13 protein-coding genes are annotated in these 14,370 nt (G+C 68.6%); 9 read left to right on the forward strand and 4 right to left on the reverse strand.

All coding sequences use genetic code 11. From position 1 onward, the window contains the following. Positions 1-223: 223 nt before the first annotated feature. A complete protein-coding gene (locus tag PUT80_RS15165; protein ID WP_275292328.1) occupies positions 224-775 on the forward strand; it encodes an IS630 family transposase in 552 nt (183 codons plus the stop codon). 190 nt (positions 776-965) lie between these two features. Here PUT80_RS15165 and PUT80_RS15170 read toward each other — a convergent pair whose 3' ends face one another. Continuing rightward, positions 966-1,547 (reverse strand): TetR/AcrR family transcriptional regulator, encoded by a 582-nt coding sequence (locus tag PUT80_RS15170; protein ID WP_037817921.1) that lies wholly within the window; start codon positions 1,545-1,547, stop codon positions 966-968. A 79-nt stretch (positions 1,548-1,626) separates the two neighbouring features. Between PUT80_RS15170 and PUT80_RS15175 the strand changes: the two genes are divergently transcribed. After that, complete coding sequence (locus tag PUT80_RS15175) at positions 1,627-3,024, forward strand: cytochrome P450 (RefSeq protein WP_275292329.1); 1,398 nt, start codon at positions 1,627-1,629, stop codon at positions 3,022-3,024. Here PUT80_RS15175 and PUT80_RS15180 read toward each other — a convergent pair. Next, complete coding sequence (locus PUT80_RS15180) at positions 3,007-4,491, reverse strand: SulP family inorganic anion transporter (protein WP_275292330.1); 1,485 nt, start codon at positions 4,489-4,491, stop codon at positions 3,007-3,009. The genes PUT80_RS15175 and PUT80_RS15180 overlap by 18 nt on opposite strands. Positions 4,492-4,700: 209 nt before the next feature. On the opposite strand from PUT80_RS15180, the gene PUT80_RS15185 reads away from it, so the two are divergent. Genes PUT80_RS15185 through PUT80_RS15200 form a run of 4 tightly spaced genes read left to right on the forward strand, consistent with a single transcriptional unit; the run spans position 4,701 to position 7,430 of the window. Continuing rightward, positions 4,701-5,285 (forward strand): TetR/AcrR family transcriptional regulator, encoded by a 585-nt coding sequence (locus PUT80_RS15185; protein ID WP_037817925.1) that lies wholly within the window; start codon positions 4,701-4,703, stop codon positions 5,283-5,285. Continuing rightward, positions 5,282-6,481, forward strand: coding sequence for an FAD-dependent monooxygenase (locus tag PUT80_RS15190; protein ID WP_275292331.1), 1,200 nt, complete (start codon positions 5,282-5,284; stop codon positions 6,479-6,481). The genes PUT80_RS15185 and PUT80_RS15190 overlap by 4 nt, the downstream gene beginning before the upstream one ends. After that, entirely contained in the window at positions 6,478-6,975 is a 498-nt protein-coding gene (locus PUT80_RS15195) for a nitroreductase family deazaflavin-dependent oxidoreductase (RefSeq protein WP_199818006.1), read from the forward strand. The genes PUT80_RS15190 and PUT80_RS15195 overlap by 4 nt, the downstream gene beginning before the upstream one ends. Continuing rightward, complete coding sequence (locus PUT80_RS15200) at positions 6,975-7,430, forward strand: NUDIX domain-containing protein (RefSeq protein ID WP_037817932.1); 456 nt, start codon at positions 6,975-6,977, stop codon at positions 7,428-7,430. The genes PUT80_RS15195 and PUT80_RS15200 overlap by 1 nt, the downstream gene beginning before the upstream one ends. 112 nt (positions 7,431-7,542) lie before the next feature. Here the strand turns inward: PUT80_RS15200 and PUT80_RS15205 are convergent, their stop codons facing one another. Further along, positions 7,543-8,112, reverse strand: a complete 570-nt coding sequence (locus tag PUT80_RS15205; protein ID WP_275292332.1) for a heme-binding protein — start codon at positions 8,110-8,112, stop codon at positions 7,543-7,545. A gap of 185 nt (positions 8,113-8,297) precedes the next feature. Here PUT80_RS15205 and PUT80_RS15210 point away from each other — a divergent pair, with 185 nt between their 5' ends. The 3 genes from PUT80_RS15210 to PUT80_RS15220 all read left to right on the forward strand — a co-directional run bounded on the left by PUT80_RS15210 (position 8,298) and on the right by PUT80_RS15220 (position 12,780). After that, positions 8,298-9,416 carry a sensor histidine kinase gene (locus PUT80_RS15210; protein WP_275292333.1) on the forward strand — a complete coding sequence of 373 codons (1,119 nt, stop codon included), beginning with the start codon at positions 8,298-8,300 and terminating at the stop codon, positions 9,414-9,416. Continuing rightward, complete coding sequence (locus tag PUT80_RS15215; protein WP_134728770.1) at positions 9,409-10,044, forward strand: response regulator transcription factor; 636 nt, start codon at positions 9,409-9,411, stop codon at positions 10,042-10,044. The genes PUT80_RS15210 and PUT80_RS15215 overlap by 8 nt, the downstream gene beginning before the upstream one ends. A gap of 546 nt (positions 10,045-10,590) precedes the next feature. After that, the gene (locus tag PUT80_RS15220; RefSeq protein ID WP_275292334.1) at positions 10,591-12,780 is read left to right on the forward strand and encodes a hypothetical protein; all 2,190 of its coding nucleotides are present in this window, start codon (positions 10,591-10,593) and stop codon (positions 12,778-12,780) included. On the opposite strand, the gene PUT80_RS15225 is transcribed toward PUT80_RS15220, so the two are convergent. Continuing rightward, positions 12,755-14,335, reverse strand: coding sequence for a hypothetical protein (locus PUT80_RS15225; RefSeq protein WP_275292335.1), 1,581 nt, complete (start codon positions 14,333-14,335; stop codon positions 12,755-12,757). The genes PUT80_RS15220 and PUT80_RS15225 overlap by 26 nt on opposite strands. Between the last annotated feature and the right edge of the window lie 35 nt (positions 14,336-14,370).

Here is a 14,370-nt window from a genome sequence, read left to right on the forward strand (position 1 = left end):
CAGGTGCCCTCTCCCTCGGTGACAATTGCTCTGTCGCAAGAACAATCATCCCAGGCCAGAGGGCACCTGCCCGACCGGACACGACCCACAACACCAATTCACACCGGTGGATCCAGGTCTGATTCCCTCAGGGAGCCCCTCGCAGACGGCATGCCCCGCTTCCCGGGTCCGGCGTCACCGTCGGAACGCGCGGGCACGCCACGCCCTGCGACACCGGCTTGAGGTGCAGGCCCTGGACCGGACCCAGCCGCTGCTGCCGATCACGTTCGACGCGACGGAGAAACGCACGCACGACTACGTCCGCAACGGGGTGACCAACCTGTTCGCCGCCTTGAACGTGGGCACCGGCGAGGTGTTCGGCGAGTGCTACCCCGTCCGGGACGGCGCGAACTTCCTGGCCTTCCTGAAGCGGGCGGTCAAACCCCATGCGGGCAAACAGATCCACGTCGTGCTGGACAACCTGTCCACCCACACCACCCCCGCCATCCAGACGTGGCTGGAGGCTCACCCGCACGTGCGGTTCCACTTCACCCCGAAGGGAGCCTCGTGGACCAGCCAGATCGAGACCTGGTTCGGCATCATCACCCGCCAGTCCATCCGCCGCGGCACCTTCTCCAGCGTGAAAGTGCTCATCACCCAGATCCGCGACTACATCGACCACTGGAACACCAACCCCCAGCCGTTCGCCTGGACCGCCACCGCCGACGAAATCCTCGCCAAGGTCCGACTCGTGCAGACCAGCGTCAGAAAACTCGTCGACAACAACGGAAAGTAAAGACATCAGAATCACAAGACACTAGTGGCCTGGCGGCGAGCCCCAGGTGGGATGACCACCCGAAGTTTGAGTGTGTTTCTGGCTTCGTATCGGGGTTGGGGGTGGGGTGGGGTGGCGCGCGAAAGTGCCTGAGGGGAACCCTGAGGGAATCAGAGTCAATGAGGGTGGCCCTCACGCACGTTCGCGTGCGCTAGATCGTGGTGGGGTCTACGTCTACTGCGGCGAAAAGGGTTCGCGCGCAAAGGTCTCGTAGCTCTTCGGTGCTGATCTTCGGTTCGTCCAGCCAGTCCAGGATTAGTGTTGCCACGAAAGAAAGCCATCCCCGCACCGCGAGTTGTGTCGTGGGGGTGACTGGGCGCAGCTGGCTCACCGCGGACAGGATGCGGTCCGCGTTCGCTGCCATTCCTGCTTCGCAGATTTCCCGGATTTCGCGGTCCGCGTCGCCTGCGCTGCGGTGCACGATGCGGTAGCCGTCGGGGTGGGTGCGGGCGAATTCCAGGTATACCTCCAGCCCGGCGCGCAGTTGTTCGGCTACCGGCAGTGCTGGGTCGGGTTCGCTCATGGCCAGGAGCTGGTCTCGCTGGCCGCGCACGATTGCGGCGAAGAAGTCCTTTTTGGTGGGGAAGTAGTGGTACAGCAAGCCGCGGGAGACGCCCGCGATTTCGGCTACCTCTTCGATCCACACCTCGTCGTACGGGCGGCCCGCGAACAGGCCTGCTCCGATGGTCAGCAGCTGTTCGCGGCGCTGTTCGGTGCTCAGGCGCGTCCGCATCTCCCCAGCTTACTTGACACCGGTTCAGTAGCGGGGGATGGTAACCCTATTGGATGTGGGTTCAGTAGGGAGCGAAACTGTGGACACCACCGCGATTCCGCATCGGCCGGGCCGGTTGCCGGTGCTCGGGGACCTGCTCGGGACCAATGTGCGCACGCCGTTGCAGAGCACCATGCGGGCCGGTGCGGGGCTCGGGCCGATTTTCACCCGGAGGTTCTTCGGTCTCGAGATCGTGTTCGCCTGCGGGATCGACCTGGTCACCGAGCTGAACGACGAGACAAGGTTCGGCAAGCACGTCGGGCTTGGCGTCGAACGGTTGCGCGGGGTCGTCGGCGACGGGCTGTTCACCGCGCACACGCGCGAGCCCAACTGGCGGCTGGCGCACGACATCCTGCAGCCCGCGTTCTCCGCCGAGGCGATGCGCCGCTACCACTCGATGATGCTCGACGTCGCTGGCGAGCTGACCGCGGCGTGGGACCGCGCGGACGGTCCGGTCGACGTCGCTGCCGACATGACCCGGCTGACGCTCGAGACGATCGGGCTCGCTGGGTTCGGGTACCGGTTCGGGTCGTTCGAGCGGGCCGAACCGCATCCGTTCGTCACCGCGATGATCCGTGCGTTGCGGTTCGCGCAGCTGGACAACGTCAAGCTTCCGTTCGTGCGGCGGGCGCTGGCCGGGTCGTCCGCGCAGAACCAGGCTGACATCGCGACCATGACGAACCTGGTCGACGAGGTCATCGAGAGCCGCCGCCGGGAAGGCGGCGAAGCACGCGACCTGCTCGGTCTGATGCTCACCGACGGGCACCCGATGACCGGGGAGCGGCTCGACCCGGTGAACATTCGCAACCAGGCCATCACTTTCGTCGTCGCGGGGCACGAGACGACGTCTGGCGCGCTGTCGTTCGCGCTCTACTACCTGACGCGTCATCCGGAACTGCTGGCGAAGGCGCGCGCCGAAGTCGACGCGGTGTGGGGTGATCGCGAACCGGCTTTCGGGGACGTCGCGAAGCTTCGGTACGTCCGCCGCGTGCTCGACGAGGCGATGCGGCTGTGGCCGACCGCGCCCGGCTACACCCGGGAAGCCCGCGAAGACCTGGTGCTGGGCGGGAAATACCCGATGCGCAAGGGCGATTCAGTCATCGTGCCGCTGCCGATGCTCCACCGCGACCCGGCCGTGTGGGGGCCGGATCCGGAGAAGTTCGATCCGGACCGCTTCGAGCCGGCGGCGGTGCGGAAGCGTCCGGCTCAGGCGTACAAACCGTTCGGCACCGGGGAACGCGCGTGCATCGGCCGCCAGTTCGCGCTGCACGAAGCGGTGCTGGCGCTGGGGGTCATGCTGCAGCGCTACGACTTCGAGGCAGACCCGGCGTACGAGCTGAAGATCGTGGAATCGCTGACGCTGAAGCCGAGCGGATTCACCCTCCGGCCGCGGATCCGGGAGCGAGCGGCCGGGCTGACCTCAGCTGCTGCCCGCTAGTTCCCCGGACAGGGTTTCGTGCATCGCCGCGCTGTGTTTGTTCAGCCCGACGATCTCGACGGTTTTCCCGCGGGCCTCGTACTTCGTCGTGATGGCGTCGAGCGCGGCCACGGTCGAGGCGTCCCAGATGTGCGCGGCCGATAGGTCGACGACCACGCGCTCCGGGTCGTCGGCGTAGTCGAACTGGTAGACCAAGTCGTTGCTGGACGCGAAGAACAGCGCCCCGGTCACGGAGTACCGGACGCTGCCGGGCTCGCGCACCGCGGTCACCTCGACCAGGTGCGCGACCCGGCGCGCGAAGATCACCATCGCGGTGATCGACCCGACCACGACCCCGATCGCGAGGTTGCTGGTCGCCACCACGATGCCCACGGTCACCGCCATCACCGCGACCTCGCCGACCGGCATCCGCTTCAGCGTCTTGGGCGCGATCGAATGCCAGTCGAAGGTGCCGAACGCGACCAGCACCATCACCGCGACCAGCGCGGCCATCGGGATCCGCGACACGATCGGCCCGAACACCAGGCACAGCACCATCAGGAACGCCCCGGCGAGGAACGTCGACAGCCGGGTCCGGCTGCCCGCGACCTTGACGTTGATCATGGTCTGGCCGATCATCGCGCAGCCGCCCATGCCGCCGAAAATCCCGGTGACGACGTTGGCGACGCCCTGCCCGACCGCTTCGCGGGTCTTGTTCGAATGCGAGTCCGTGATGTCGTCGACCAGTTTGGCGGTCATCAGCGATTCCATCAGCCCGACCAGCGCGAACGCCAGCGCGTACGGCGCGATCAGGCCGAGCGTGCCGAAGGTGAACGGCACGTCCGGGATCCCCGGCACCGGCAGCGCCGAGGGCAGCGCGCCCTTGTCGCCGACGGTCGGCACCGCGATTCCGGCCGCGATCGTCAGCGCGGTGAGCACCGCGATCGACACCAGCGGCGCGGGCACGGCCTTGGTGAGCCGCGGGAAGAACACCATGACCGCGAGACCGCCGGCGAACAGCGGATACACCGGCCACGGCACGTCGATCAGCTCCGGCACCTGCGCCAGGAAGATGAGGATCGCCAGCGCGTTCACGAAGCCGACCATCACGCTGCGCGGCACGAACCGCATCAGCCGCGCGACGCCGAGCGAGCCGAGCACGATCTGGAACAGCCCGCCCAGCACCACCGTCGCGACGAGGTAGCCGAACCCGTGTTCCCGGGCCAGCGGGGCGACCACCAGGGCGATCGCCCCGGTCGCCGCGGAGATCATCGCCGGACGGCCGCCCACGAACGAGATCACCACCGCCATGGTGAACGACGCGCACAGGCCCACGCGCGGATCGACCCCGGCGATCACCGAGAACGAGATCGCCTCCGGGATCAGCGCGAGCGCGACGACCAGCCCGCCGAGGATTTCGGTGCGCGCGACCCGCGGCGACAGCCATGCCGGACGTCGAATGGACCCAGTGGACAGTGACGAGGGCACGGTGGATTACCTGTCGGTTTCGGGGGCGGGCAGAAAGAGCCGTTTCCGACGGTAGCGGACCGATCGGACAGCGCCGCCGTCTCCCGCCTTCAGGTGAGTTGTGGGTCACCTCGCTTCCCGGCCGCGGGAGACCGCGCTACGATCAGGGCAGTCGTACAGGACGATCGCCCTGAACGACTGCACAGGACGATCGACCAGGAGAAATGCGGATGACTTCACCGGCAGCGGCACGGGGGCGTGACGTGCGGCAACGGTTGCTGGCGGCGGCGACGGAGCTGGTGCCCGAACGAGGCTGGGCAGCGGTGAGCACCCGCGTGCTGGCGGACCGGGCGGGGGTGACGCCGAGCGTGGTGCACTACCACTTCCCGTCGCTGCAGGCGTTGCTCCGCGAGGCGGTCCTGGACGCGATGCGCGAGGTGCTGGAGAGCGTCGGGCCGGCGCTGGCCGCGACGCAGAACCCGGCTGACCTGGTGTCCGCGCTGTTCGGGTCGGTCGAGCCGTACAGCGGGGTGGACCCGCTGTCGGTGCTGTTCATCGAGGCGTATCTGGCGGCGCGGCGCGACGACGAACTGCGGGACCAGATCGGGGGACTGCTCCTGGCGTTCCGCGCGCAGGTCAGCAGCTGGCTGGCCGAACGCGGCGTCCCCGATCCGGAGGCGACCACGGAGGTGCTGGTGGCGACCGTCGACGGCTTGCTGCTGCACCGCGGGCTCGCCCCCGGTGGGGATCCGGCGGCGGTCACCGCCGTCCTGCGCGGGCTGGTCACGCAACCTCAGGGAGGGGAAATGCGATGAGAATCCTGGTCTGCGGCGCCGGTATCACCGGGCTGGCCGCGGCGAACCGGCTGTCGGAGCTGGGCAACGAGGTCACGCTGGTGGAGCGGGCGCCCGGGCCGCGTCCGCAGGGCTACATGATCGACTTCTTCGGTCCCGGCTACGACGCGGCCGAAGCGATGGGAGCGTTGCCCGCCATCAAGGAGGCGGCGTATCCGATTTCCGAAGCGATTCTCCTTGACGCACAAGGAAAGCGTCGGTCCGATATTCAATTCGGCCAGTTCGCGCGCACCGTCGGCGGCCGGTTGCTGAGCGTCCTGCGGCCGGATCTGGAGCAGGCCTTGCGCACGTCGCTGCCCGCAGCGGTCGAGCTTCGGTACGACAGCGGGGTGGTCGCTGTCGAGGACGACGGCGACCGGGTCGCCGCGACGCTCTCGGATGGTTCCGTGCTCGAAGCCGACCTGCTGGTGGGCGCTGACGGGATCCATTCGACGGTCCGGCGGCTGGTGTTCGGCGAGGAATCGCGGTTCCTGCGCTACCTCGGCTTTCACACCGCGGCGTTCCTGTTCAAGTCCCCCGAGATCCACGCGGTGGCAAACGGACGGTTCTGCCTCACCGACACCGTCGGCAGGCAGATGGGTTTCTACGGCTTGCGCGCGGGAACGGTCGCCGCCTTCGCGGTCCACCGCACGCCCGATCCCGCCCTGCCCGGCGACGTCCGGGAGTCGCTGCTGGACACCTACGGCTCGCTGGGCTGGATGGTGCCGGAAGCGTTGCGGCACTGCCCGCCGTCCGAGGAAATCTATTACGACCAGGTCGCCCAAATTGAGATGCCAACGTGGCGCAAGGGCCGCGTCACGCTGGTCGGGGACGCGGCGTACGCGGTGTCGCTGCTGGCCGGACAGGGTGCGTCGCTCGGGATCGCGGGCGCGTACGTGCTGGCCGATCAGCTGCACCGGGCGTCGTCGATCGCCGAAGGGCTGGCGGAATACGAGCGGCTGTGGCGTCCCGTCGCGGCCGACAAACAGCACTTGGCCCGCAACGGCGCACGATGGTTCCTCCCGGACAGCAAACCGCAGCTCTACCTGCGTCGGCTCGCGCTCAAACTGGCCCGGTTGCCGGGAATTGACCGAGTCGTGGCCGGGAGTTTGACCGGGAAGTCCACCGCGCTCATCACGAACCTGCACCATTCGGCAAGGGAAGGAGTCCGACCGTGAAACCGATCGCGCGCACGGTCTTCAAGGCGCCGGCGAAGCTGTACGACCGCGACCTGGGATGGTTGCTGGGCAAGCGGTTCCTGTGCCTGACGCACGTCGGCCGCAAGTCCGGCCGCGAGTACCGGACGGTCCTGGAGGTGATCGGCCTCCGTCCCCGCTCCGACGAGGTGCTGGCCATCGCGGGATTGGGCCCGTCCTCGGACTGGTACCGCAACATCCAGGCGGCCCCCGCGGCGGAGGTCGCGATCGGCCGCCGGAAGTTCGTCCCCGCGTACCGTGTCCTCGACGAAGCCGAAGCCGCCGACGCGATCGCCGACTACGAACGCCGAAACCTGCTGCTGCGCCCGGTTTTGCACCCCGTGCTGAGCAAACTGCTGGGCTGGCGCTACGACGGCTCCGACGCGGCGCGGCACCGGATGGTCCGGCAATTGCCGATCGTCGCCTTCCGTCCCCGGGACGGAGCTGAACCCGACCAAGAAGGTACTGACCGCTGATGAACTACATCGCCGAACTGCGCGAACTAGTCGGCACGCGCCCGCTGATCCTGCCCGGCACGTCCGTGCTGATCGCCGACGAGCGCGGCAGGCTGCTGCTGGTGTTCCGCGAGGAAAGCCAGGACTGGGGGCTGCCCGGCGGATTCCTCGACCCCGGCGAGTCCTACGAGGACGCGGGCCGCCGCGAGGTGCGCGAGGAAATCGGCCTGGCGGTGCGGGACCTCGAACTGTTCGGCGTCTACTCCGGACCGGAGTACTTCTACCGGTACCCGCACGGCGACGAGGTCCACAACGTCACCGCCGCGTTCACCGCGACCGTAGAGAACACCGAGGTCACTGTGGACGGCACGGAGATCACCGGCTACGAGTTCTTCGAGCTGGACCGGCTTCCGGACGACATCATCGCGCCGGAAAGGCCGATCGTCGAGGACTACGTGAAGCGGTTCGGCGGCTGACCTGGCCTGGTCGGTGGGGGCGCATCGTGCTCAGCGGACCCGGTTGACCGCCGGGCCCGGTGGGCCTCGCCGCAGCCGACGAGGCTCACCGGATCAGCGCCGGGCTCGCCGTTTACTTGCCGAGCGCGTCCACTCCGGCCTGGGCGAAGGTCTCGTCCTGCGCACCCGACGGCGCGCCCGCGACGCCGACCGCCGCGATCGGGGCGTTGTTCGCGTCCACCGGGACCGCTCCGGCGAGGAACAGGGTGCCCTTGATGTCCTTCAGCGTCGGGGCCTGCTGCAGCCGGCCGGTCAGTTCCGAGGTCTTGGCGTTCCACGCGACCGCGGTGAACGCCTTCTCCTCCGCCGACGAGTACGACTGCGGGCCGGCACCGTCGCCGCGCAGGGTCACGATGGTGTTGCCGTCGCGGTCGACCACCGCGACCGACACCTTCTGGCCCGCCTTCTCGGCGGCGTCGAGCGCGGCCTGCGCGGCCTTCTGCGCGGCGGCGATCGACAGGTGCGTGGTCTGGACCAGCCCCTTCGGCGCGGCCTGGGCGGGAGCGGCGGCGGCCGCGGCGTTGGCGGCGGGGGCGGCCGGGGTGGCGGCGTTGGCGGCCAGCGCGCCGGTCGTGGCGGCTCCGATCACGGCGAGCCCGCCGACGACGGTGGCGACGCGGGTCTTGGCGGTGAAGTTCTTCATCGGGTGCTCCTTGGCTTGTCCGGCTTAATGGATTCATCGTGCGTCCGGGACCGCCTTCACCGGATCGGAGTCTCGGCTCGCCTCGCGGCGCGGAACGGCCGACACTCGGGTCATCCGATCGGCTGATGCCGACCGGGTTCGCACAGGTCAGGCTCGATGTGGGACCGGAAAAACGGAGGGCGGCGATGACCGATCGGGACGCGCGGTGGCTCGCCGCGACCATGCACACGGCGTTCTTCCTGCTGCTGGTCGCGTCGATCGTGCGCTTCCTCGACCACCACCACGGCGAACCGGCCGCGCCCTGGGTGATCGCGCTGACCGGTTGCCTGGCGGCGGTCTACGCGGTCGGCCTGGTGCTGCGGGTCACCGGGCCCGAGCAGGTCACCGTGCCGTATCTCGGCTGGCTGACCGTCGTGACCGTGCTGTGGGTGGTGCTGGTGCTGCTCGCGCCGAGCTTCGCGTGGTGCGCGGTCCCGCTGTTCGTCACCGGCCTGCGCACGCTGCCGACCGGACCGGCGTTAGTACTGGTCACGCTGGTAACGGCGCTCGTGGTGATCTCGCAGAACCGGCTCTCGACCGGCTTCGACCCGAACCTGACGATCGTGCCGGTGGCCGTCGCCGCGGTGACTGCCGCGGTGATCACGTACCTGCGTCGGCAGGCGGTGCGGTTGCGGGAAACCGAGCGCCGCGCGGGGATGCTGGACGAACGCCAACGGCTGTCGCGCGAGATCCACGACGCGCTCGCGCAAGGTCTGTCCAGTCAGGCGATGCTGCTCCAGGCGGCCGACCGCGCGTGGGCCGATCCGGACCTGGCGCGCGAGCATTTGCATGCGGCACAACAGATCGGCACGCGAAACCTGGCCGAAGCCCGCGGTCTCGTCCAGGACCTGGCTCCTGCCGACCTCGACGGGCACTCGGTCGAGGAAGCCCTCCGGAACGTCGCCGAACGCGAACCGCAGCCGGTGCGCGTCCAGGTCGACGGGCCTGCCCGGCCGCTGCCCAGCCGGGTGCAGTCCACTTTGGTGCGGATCGCGCAGGGCGCGCTGGCCAACGCACGCGAACACGCCGACGCGTCGGGAGTGGCGCTCACTCTCACCTACCTAGACGATGAGGTCGTGCTGGACATCACCGACGACGGCCGCGGTTTCGACCCGGCCGCCCCGAGCGCCGACGGCCGCGGCCACGGCCTGCCCGCTATGCGCGCGCGGGCGACCCAGCTCGGCGGCCGGTTGACCGTCGAATCCGCGCCCGGGCAGGGCACCGCCATCTCGGCCGCGATTCCGTTGGGACCAAGCCATGTCTGACGACCAGCTCATCCGCGTCGTGCTGTGCGACGACCACGCCATGGTCCGCGCCGGCCTGCGTGCGTTGCTGGCCGGTGCGGGCGGGATCGAGGTCATCGGCGAGGCCGCGACAGGGCAGGAGGCGATCAACCTCGCTGCCGCGTTGCGGCCGGATGTCGTGTTGATGGATTTGCAGCTGGGTGACGGAATGGACGGGGTGGAGGCTATTCGACGTATTCGTGCTGTTGCTGAGCCGCCTCGGGTTTTGGTGTTGACTACTTATGACACTGACGCTGATATTACTCGGTCTATTGCGGCTGGGGCTACGGGGTATTTGCTGAAGGCTGAGTCGGCGGATGAGCTGTATGCGGCTATTCGGGCGGCTGCGGCTGGGCGGACTGCGTTGTCGGCTCCGGTGGCGGATCGGATGATGGCGCAGTTGCGGGCGCCTCGGCCTGCGTTGACTGATCGGGAGCGGGATATTCTCGAACAGTTGGCGCAGGGGGTGGGGAATCGGGAGATCGCTCGGCGGTTGTTTATCAGCGAGGCTACGGTTAAGACGCATTTGGGGCGGATTTATGAGAAGTTGGGGGTGGATACTCGGGCTGGGGCTGTTGCTGTGGCTAAGGAGCAGCGGTTGTTGCCGTGATAACCGTGGTTGCGTGGGGCACCCCGAAGCTTGATTGTGCTGACGGGCGGCGGGTGCTTGTCAAGGCGGGAAAGATGCCTTGACAAGCACCCGCCGCCCGCAGGGAGGCTTCGTATCGGGGTGCGGGGAGGGGCTGGGTGCCTCGATGGTTGGGTGCATTGGCTGCGGGGACGGGCTGGGTGCCTCTATCGCGGGTGCATCGGCTGCGGTTTGGGTGGTGGCTAGCGCCCCAATGTGGCATTGGGTGCGTCGGATGCACCCAATGTGGCGTTCGGTGCGTGGGATGCACCCAATGCCGCATTGGGGCGGCAATCCCGATGGCGAGCCGGGCGGGGGTGGTCCGTGAAGGGCTCCTTGAGGGAATCTAAGTCCGTGAAGGAGCCCTTCACGGCGCGCGGGGAGGTGCGTGAGGGGAACCCTGAGGGAATCAGAGTCAATGAGGGTGGCCCTCACGTACTGGCTGGCGCGGGGAGTGTGACGTGGGGTGACGTGCACACCGCGCACTGCTAGCGTGGTTTTGCGCGTACCAGGAACTAGGGGTGGGGCTTGATCGACGCGGTTGCGGTGTTTTCCAGTGAGGCGGCAAAACTGCTGGCCACCGCCTTGGTCGGGCGGGTCGACAAGGGGCTGGGGCAGCTGGCGGGCATCGCCAGGGCCAAGTTCGGGGCGAAGTTCGGGTCCGGGCCGGTTTCCGTGGCGGAGCTTCGCGGGCAAGTGCTGGCCGCTTGCCAGGACGATCCTGGGTTTTGCGCGGAGCTGATGGAAGCCGTCGCGGTGTTGAATGCCGCGGGGCAGCGGCCGCCCGTCGTTGAGGGTGTTGAGCGGTTTTTCAATAATGCCGAGCATCTTCGGGAGCCGCGCGAATCCGGGGTTTGTCTTATTTACGGGGCGGTCGGGTCCGGGAAGACCGAGCTCGCCCGGCAGATCGCCGGGCTCGTGCGGGAGCGGTTCCCTGGCGGCTGGATCGAGATCGACGTCGCGGAATCGCGTACTGGCGCGGTCGTCGATCTGGCGCTCGTCAAACGGCAGGCGCTGCTGAAGCTGGGCATTCCCAGCGGCGAGATCGCGGCCGACGACGCTGGTCTGGACCAGCAGTTCGGCTCCGTGCTGGCGACCCGGTTGTTCACCGTCATTCTCGACAACGTCGGTTCGGCGCGCGAGGTCGAGCTGTTCCGGCCGTTCCGGATGAACCTGGTGCTCGCGACCTCCTCCGCTCGCACCCGCGACCTCGACGCGCTCGATCCGGCGCCGATTCTGTTGGGCGGCCTCGAGAACGAGGGTGCGCAGGAAATGCTTGCCTACTATTGCGGCGCGGTCCGGCTTGACGCGGAACCCGACGCGACCGACGCGCTGCTGGAGATGTCCGGCCGGATGCCGTCCGCGATTCGTGAAGTGGGCTTGAGCCTTGCGCGGCACAGTGGCGAGCCGTATCCGGTCAGCGGGCTCCTCGCGCGCTACCAGGCGAACGGGATCGTGGACGCTGAGGGCGTCATCAACGACTCGCTGGAACAGGCTTTCGGGAGGCTCGCGCCGGAAACGGCGGAGGCGGTCGCGTTGTTGTCCGGGTTTCCTGGGCACTGGTTTACCCGGGAAACCGCGATCGCCTATCTCGGGATGCCGGACGAAGTCTTCGAGGATGTCCGCAGTTCTATGCTGACTGAGCAGGTCGGTGGCTGGCATCGGCTCACCGCGCTGGTATCTCAGTACGCGGCGAAGCTTCCCGCGGATCGCGACGCGGCGTTTCTCCGGCTGTTGAGCCATGTCCGGGATCGAACGGTCGCCGCGGATCTTGCGGGGGACGCCGGGCGGTTGCGCGAATACGTCGTTCCGCCCGGTCTGTCGTGGACGCTCCCCGAGGACCGGCTCGACTGGCTGCACCGGCATCTGGGGCTCATCACCGAGGTGGTGCGCGCCGCGGCCCGGCGGGGGAAGCACGTCGAGGTGTGCCAGCTCGCCGGTGCGCTGGAAGTGCTGATCACCCGGCGCTGGCTGTGGCGCGAGTACGCCGAGATCAGCGACCTCGCGGTGCGTGCGGCGGCGGCTTTGGCTGGTGGCGAGCCGCAGGCGCTTTACGCGCGGACTTTGTCCATGCGGGCCAAAAACTGGTTCCTGGCAAGGGCTTTCGACACCGCAGACGCCGATCTTCGTCTGGCGTGGGAGCTGGCTGAGGCCGTCAACATCCGTCCGGCGCGGCGGGAGCGGCTGCAGTCATCGGTGGCGGAGTTCCGGGCGCGGTTCTTCGAGGAACAGGCCGACGCGCGTCCGGCGGAGCGCGCCGGTTCGCTCGCTGACGCCGAGGTCTGGCTCCGGAAAGCCATCGCGCTCGACCAGCATCTCGAACACGGCTACGCGCTCGGCATTCACCATCGGATGCTCGCTTCGGTCCTGATCAAGGCCGGACGCCCGGCGGAAGCGATGGCCGAGATCGAGCGCGGCCGTCAGCACGCCACCGGTGCCAACCTCAGCCGGCTGGACATGGTGGCTGCGCGGGCATTCCTCGCGCTGGGCGACCTGGTGCGCGCACGGGAGTGCTGGAGCCGTGCCCGCGCGGAGCTGAAATCCACTGGCGCGGACCAATACCAGTGGGAAGTCCGGGAAATAGAGGCGCGCATCCTTGCCGCGGAAGGCCAGCCGGAGGCTGCTCGGACGGCGTGGGGACAGTTGATCGGCGACGCCTGGAAGCTCGGTCACCCGCGGACGAACGAGTACATCACCGAATTCGAATCGCTACGCTGACCCGGTTCCGGCCGAAGTCCAGCTCGGTCCGTCCTAAGTAGAGCATCGACACTGCCGCCAGCGGGTCGACCTGGCGGGAGTCCGGGACAAGTTCGTAACGGCGGCCGCTGCGATCCGCGGCGAGGCAACGGTCTTCGACCCGGGCGGCAGCGAATTGGGCGTCCGGCCACTGCTTGAGGACGTCGGCAGCCCAGTCGGGGAAGCCGACCTCGGTGTCGTCGGTGAACACGATTGCAGCCGCCGACAGTTCGTGCAGCGACGCGCGGGTGTGGTGCGCGATCACGTGCAGATGGTGCAGCTGCTGCGGCACCTCGGTCGCAGGCAGCCGGACGAGCACATCCGTCGACCCGTGCTCGCGGATGCCGGCGACGAACGCGACCGGTTCCGTCCGAGCCGGCGAGGTGACCGGGTAGCTGGTGAATTCCGCTGGTCCGCTCGGCTCCGGCAGTTTCATCAAGCGGTAGCACGCGGCACGCAACAGCTCAGCCGACTGTCCGGGCACCGCGACCGCTTGCTTGGCAACAGGTTCGTAGCTGCCCGGGACATGCCGGTCGATCGCGTCGTCGATCTGCGCGGCCAGCGGACCGTCGGTGGCAAGCGGGTCCGTGCGCGCGGCCAGTAACGCGGCGGGAGAGCCGGGAACCGTTGCCGGAGAAGGGCTTCCGGCCATCAGCATCGGCCGGTCCAGCGCGGCGGCGTAAAGCGATACGGAACTTTCGTCCCCGATCACGCACGAGGACGCGGTCACCGCGGCCTGCCAGCCGGTTTCGGACGGGATCACCAGCAGCCCAGCCTGTTTCGCCTCGGCGAGCCACGCGTCGAGCTGCCACGAGCTGTGCGCCGCCGCGATGCCCGGATGCAGGATCGCGCACACCGTGGTGGTGTCGACCGGCAGTTCGGCGACAAGCCGGAGCGGAAGGTCGGGACGCTGTCCGAGAACCGACGACGGACCCCAGGTGGATGCGATGGTCACGAGCCGCTTACCCCGTCCGGCCAGCGCCGCGCGGTACTCGGCCGCCCGGTGCGCCCCGGCCACGAGCCGGTCGAGACACGGATCGCCGACGACCTCCGCGCGCTCGGCCGCCTCCGGGCTCGCCGTGCGGAGCTGGTCGCGCTGCTCGGCGTGCGCGACGGCGATCAGCGCCGGGACGACCCGGCCGTCGTGCACGAGCCGTTCCGGGTTGAGCCCGGCGACGACCGAACTGCCGGGGTAGTACTTCTGGTGGCCGATCCCGTGCGGCAGCAGGACGACCGGGGCGCGCAGCAGGTGGAGATCGTCGTTTTCGCTGGCCGCGATCGCGAGGTCGAACTCGGTCGTGATCGCCTGCTGCCACGGGACCACCGCGGCGCCCAGCTGTTCCAGCAGCCGGGGCACCCCTGCCCCGAGGATGGCCGGACGCTCGCGGTCGAAGGTGAAAACGGTCTGGACGCGGTGGTCGCCGCTGAAGAGCGTGAGCACGTCGAGCAACCGGTTGAGCGTCGTCACGGTCCGCACCACCACCAGGACCCGGCGCTCGAAACCGACGGTCAGCCAGTGGTCAAACCCAGGATCCACGGGCACTCTCCGTGAAAAAAGTCCGGGGGGGTAGG

The organism is Amycolatopsis sp. La24 (assembly GCF_029087445.1).
Classification (GTDB): domain Bacteria; phylum Actinomycetota; class Actinomycetes; order Mycobacteriales; family Pseudonocardiaceae; genus Amycolatopsis; species Amycolatopsis nivea.

What these genes read in the sequence shown, in the direction of transcription:
- PUT80_RS15200 (WP_037817932.1), top strand. Translation starts at nt 6,975, where the DNA reads ATGAACTACATCGCCGAACTGCGCGAACTAGTCGGCACGCGCCCGCTG.
- PUT80_RS15210 (WP_275292333.1), top strand. Translation starts at nt 8,298, where the DNA reads ATGACCGATCGGGACGCGCGGTGGCTCGCCGCGACCATGCACACGGCG.
- PUT80_RS15170 (WP_037817921.1), bottom strand. Translation starts at nt 1,547, where the DNA reads ATGCGGACGCGCCTGAGCACCGAACAGCGCCGCGAACAGCTGCTGACC.
- PUT80_RS15190 (WP_275292331.1), top strand. Translation starts at nt 5,282, where the DNA reads ATGAGAATCCTGGTCTGCGGCGCCGGTATCACCGGGCTGGCCGCGGCG.
- PUT80_RS15215 (WP_134728770.1), top strand. Translation starts at nt 9,409, where the DNA reads ATGTCTGACGACCAGCTCATCCGCGTCGTGCTGTGCGACGACCACGCC.
- PUT80_RS15205 (WP_275292332.1), bottom strand. Translation starts at nt 8,112, where the DNA reads ATGAAGAACTTCACCGCCAAGACCCGCGTCGCCACCGTCGTCGGCGGG.
- PUT80_RS15185 (WP_037817925.1), top strand. Translation starts at nt 4,701, where the DNA reads ATGACTTCACCGGCAGCGGCACGGGGGCGTGACGTGCGGCAACGGTTG.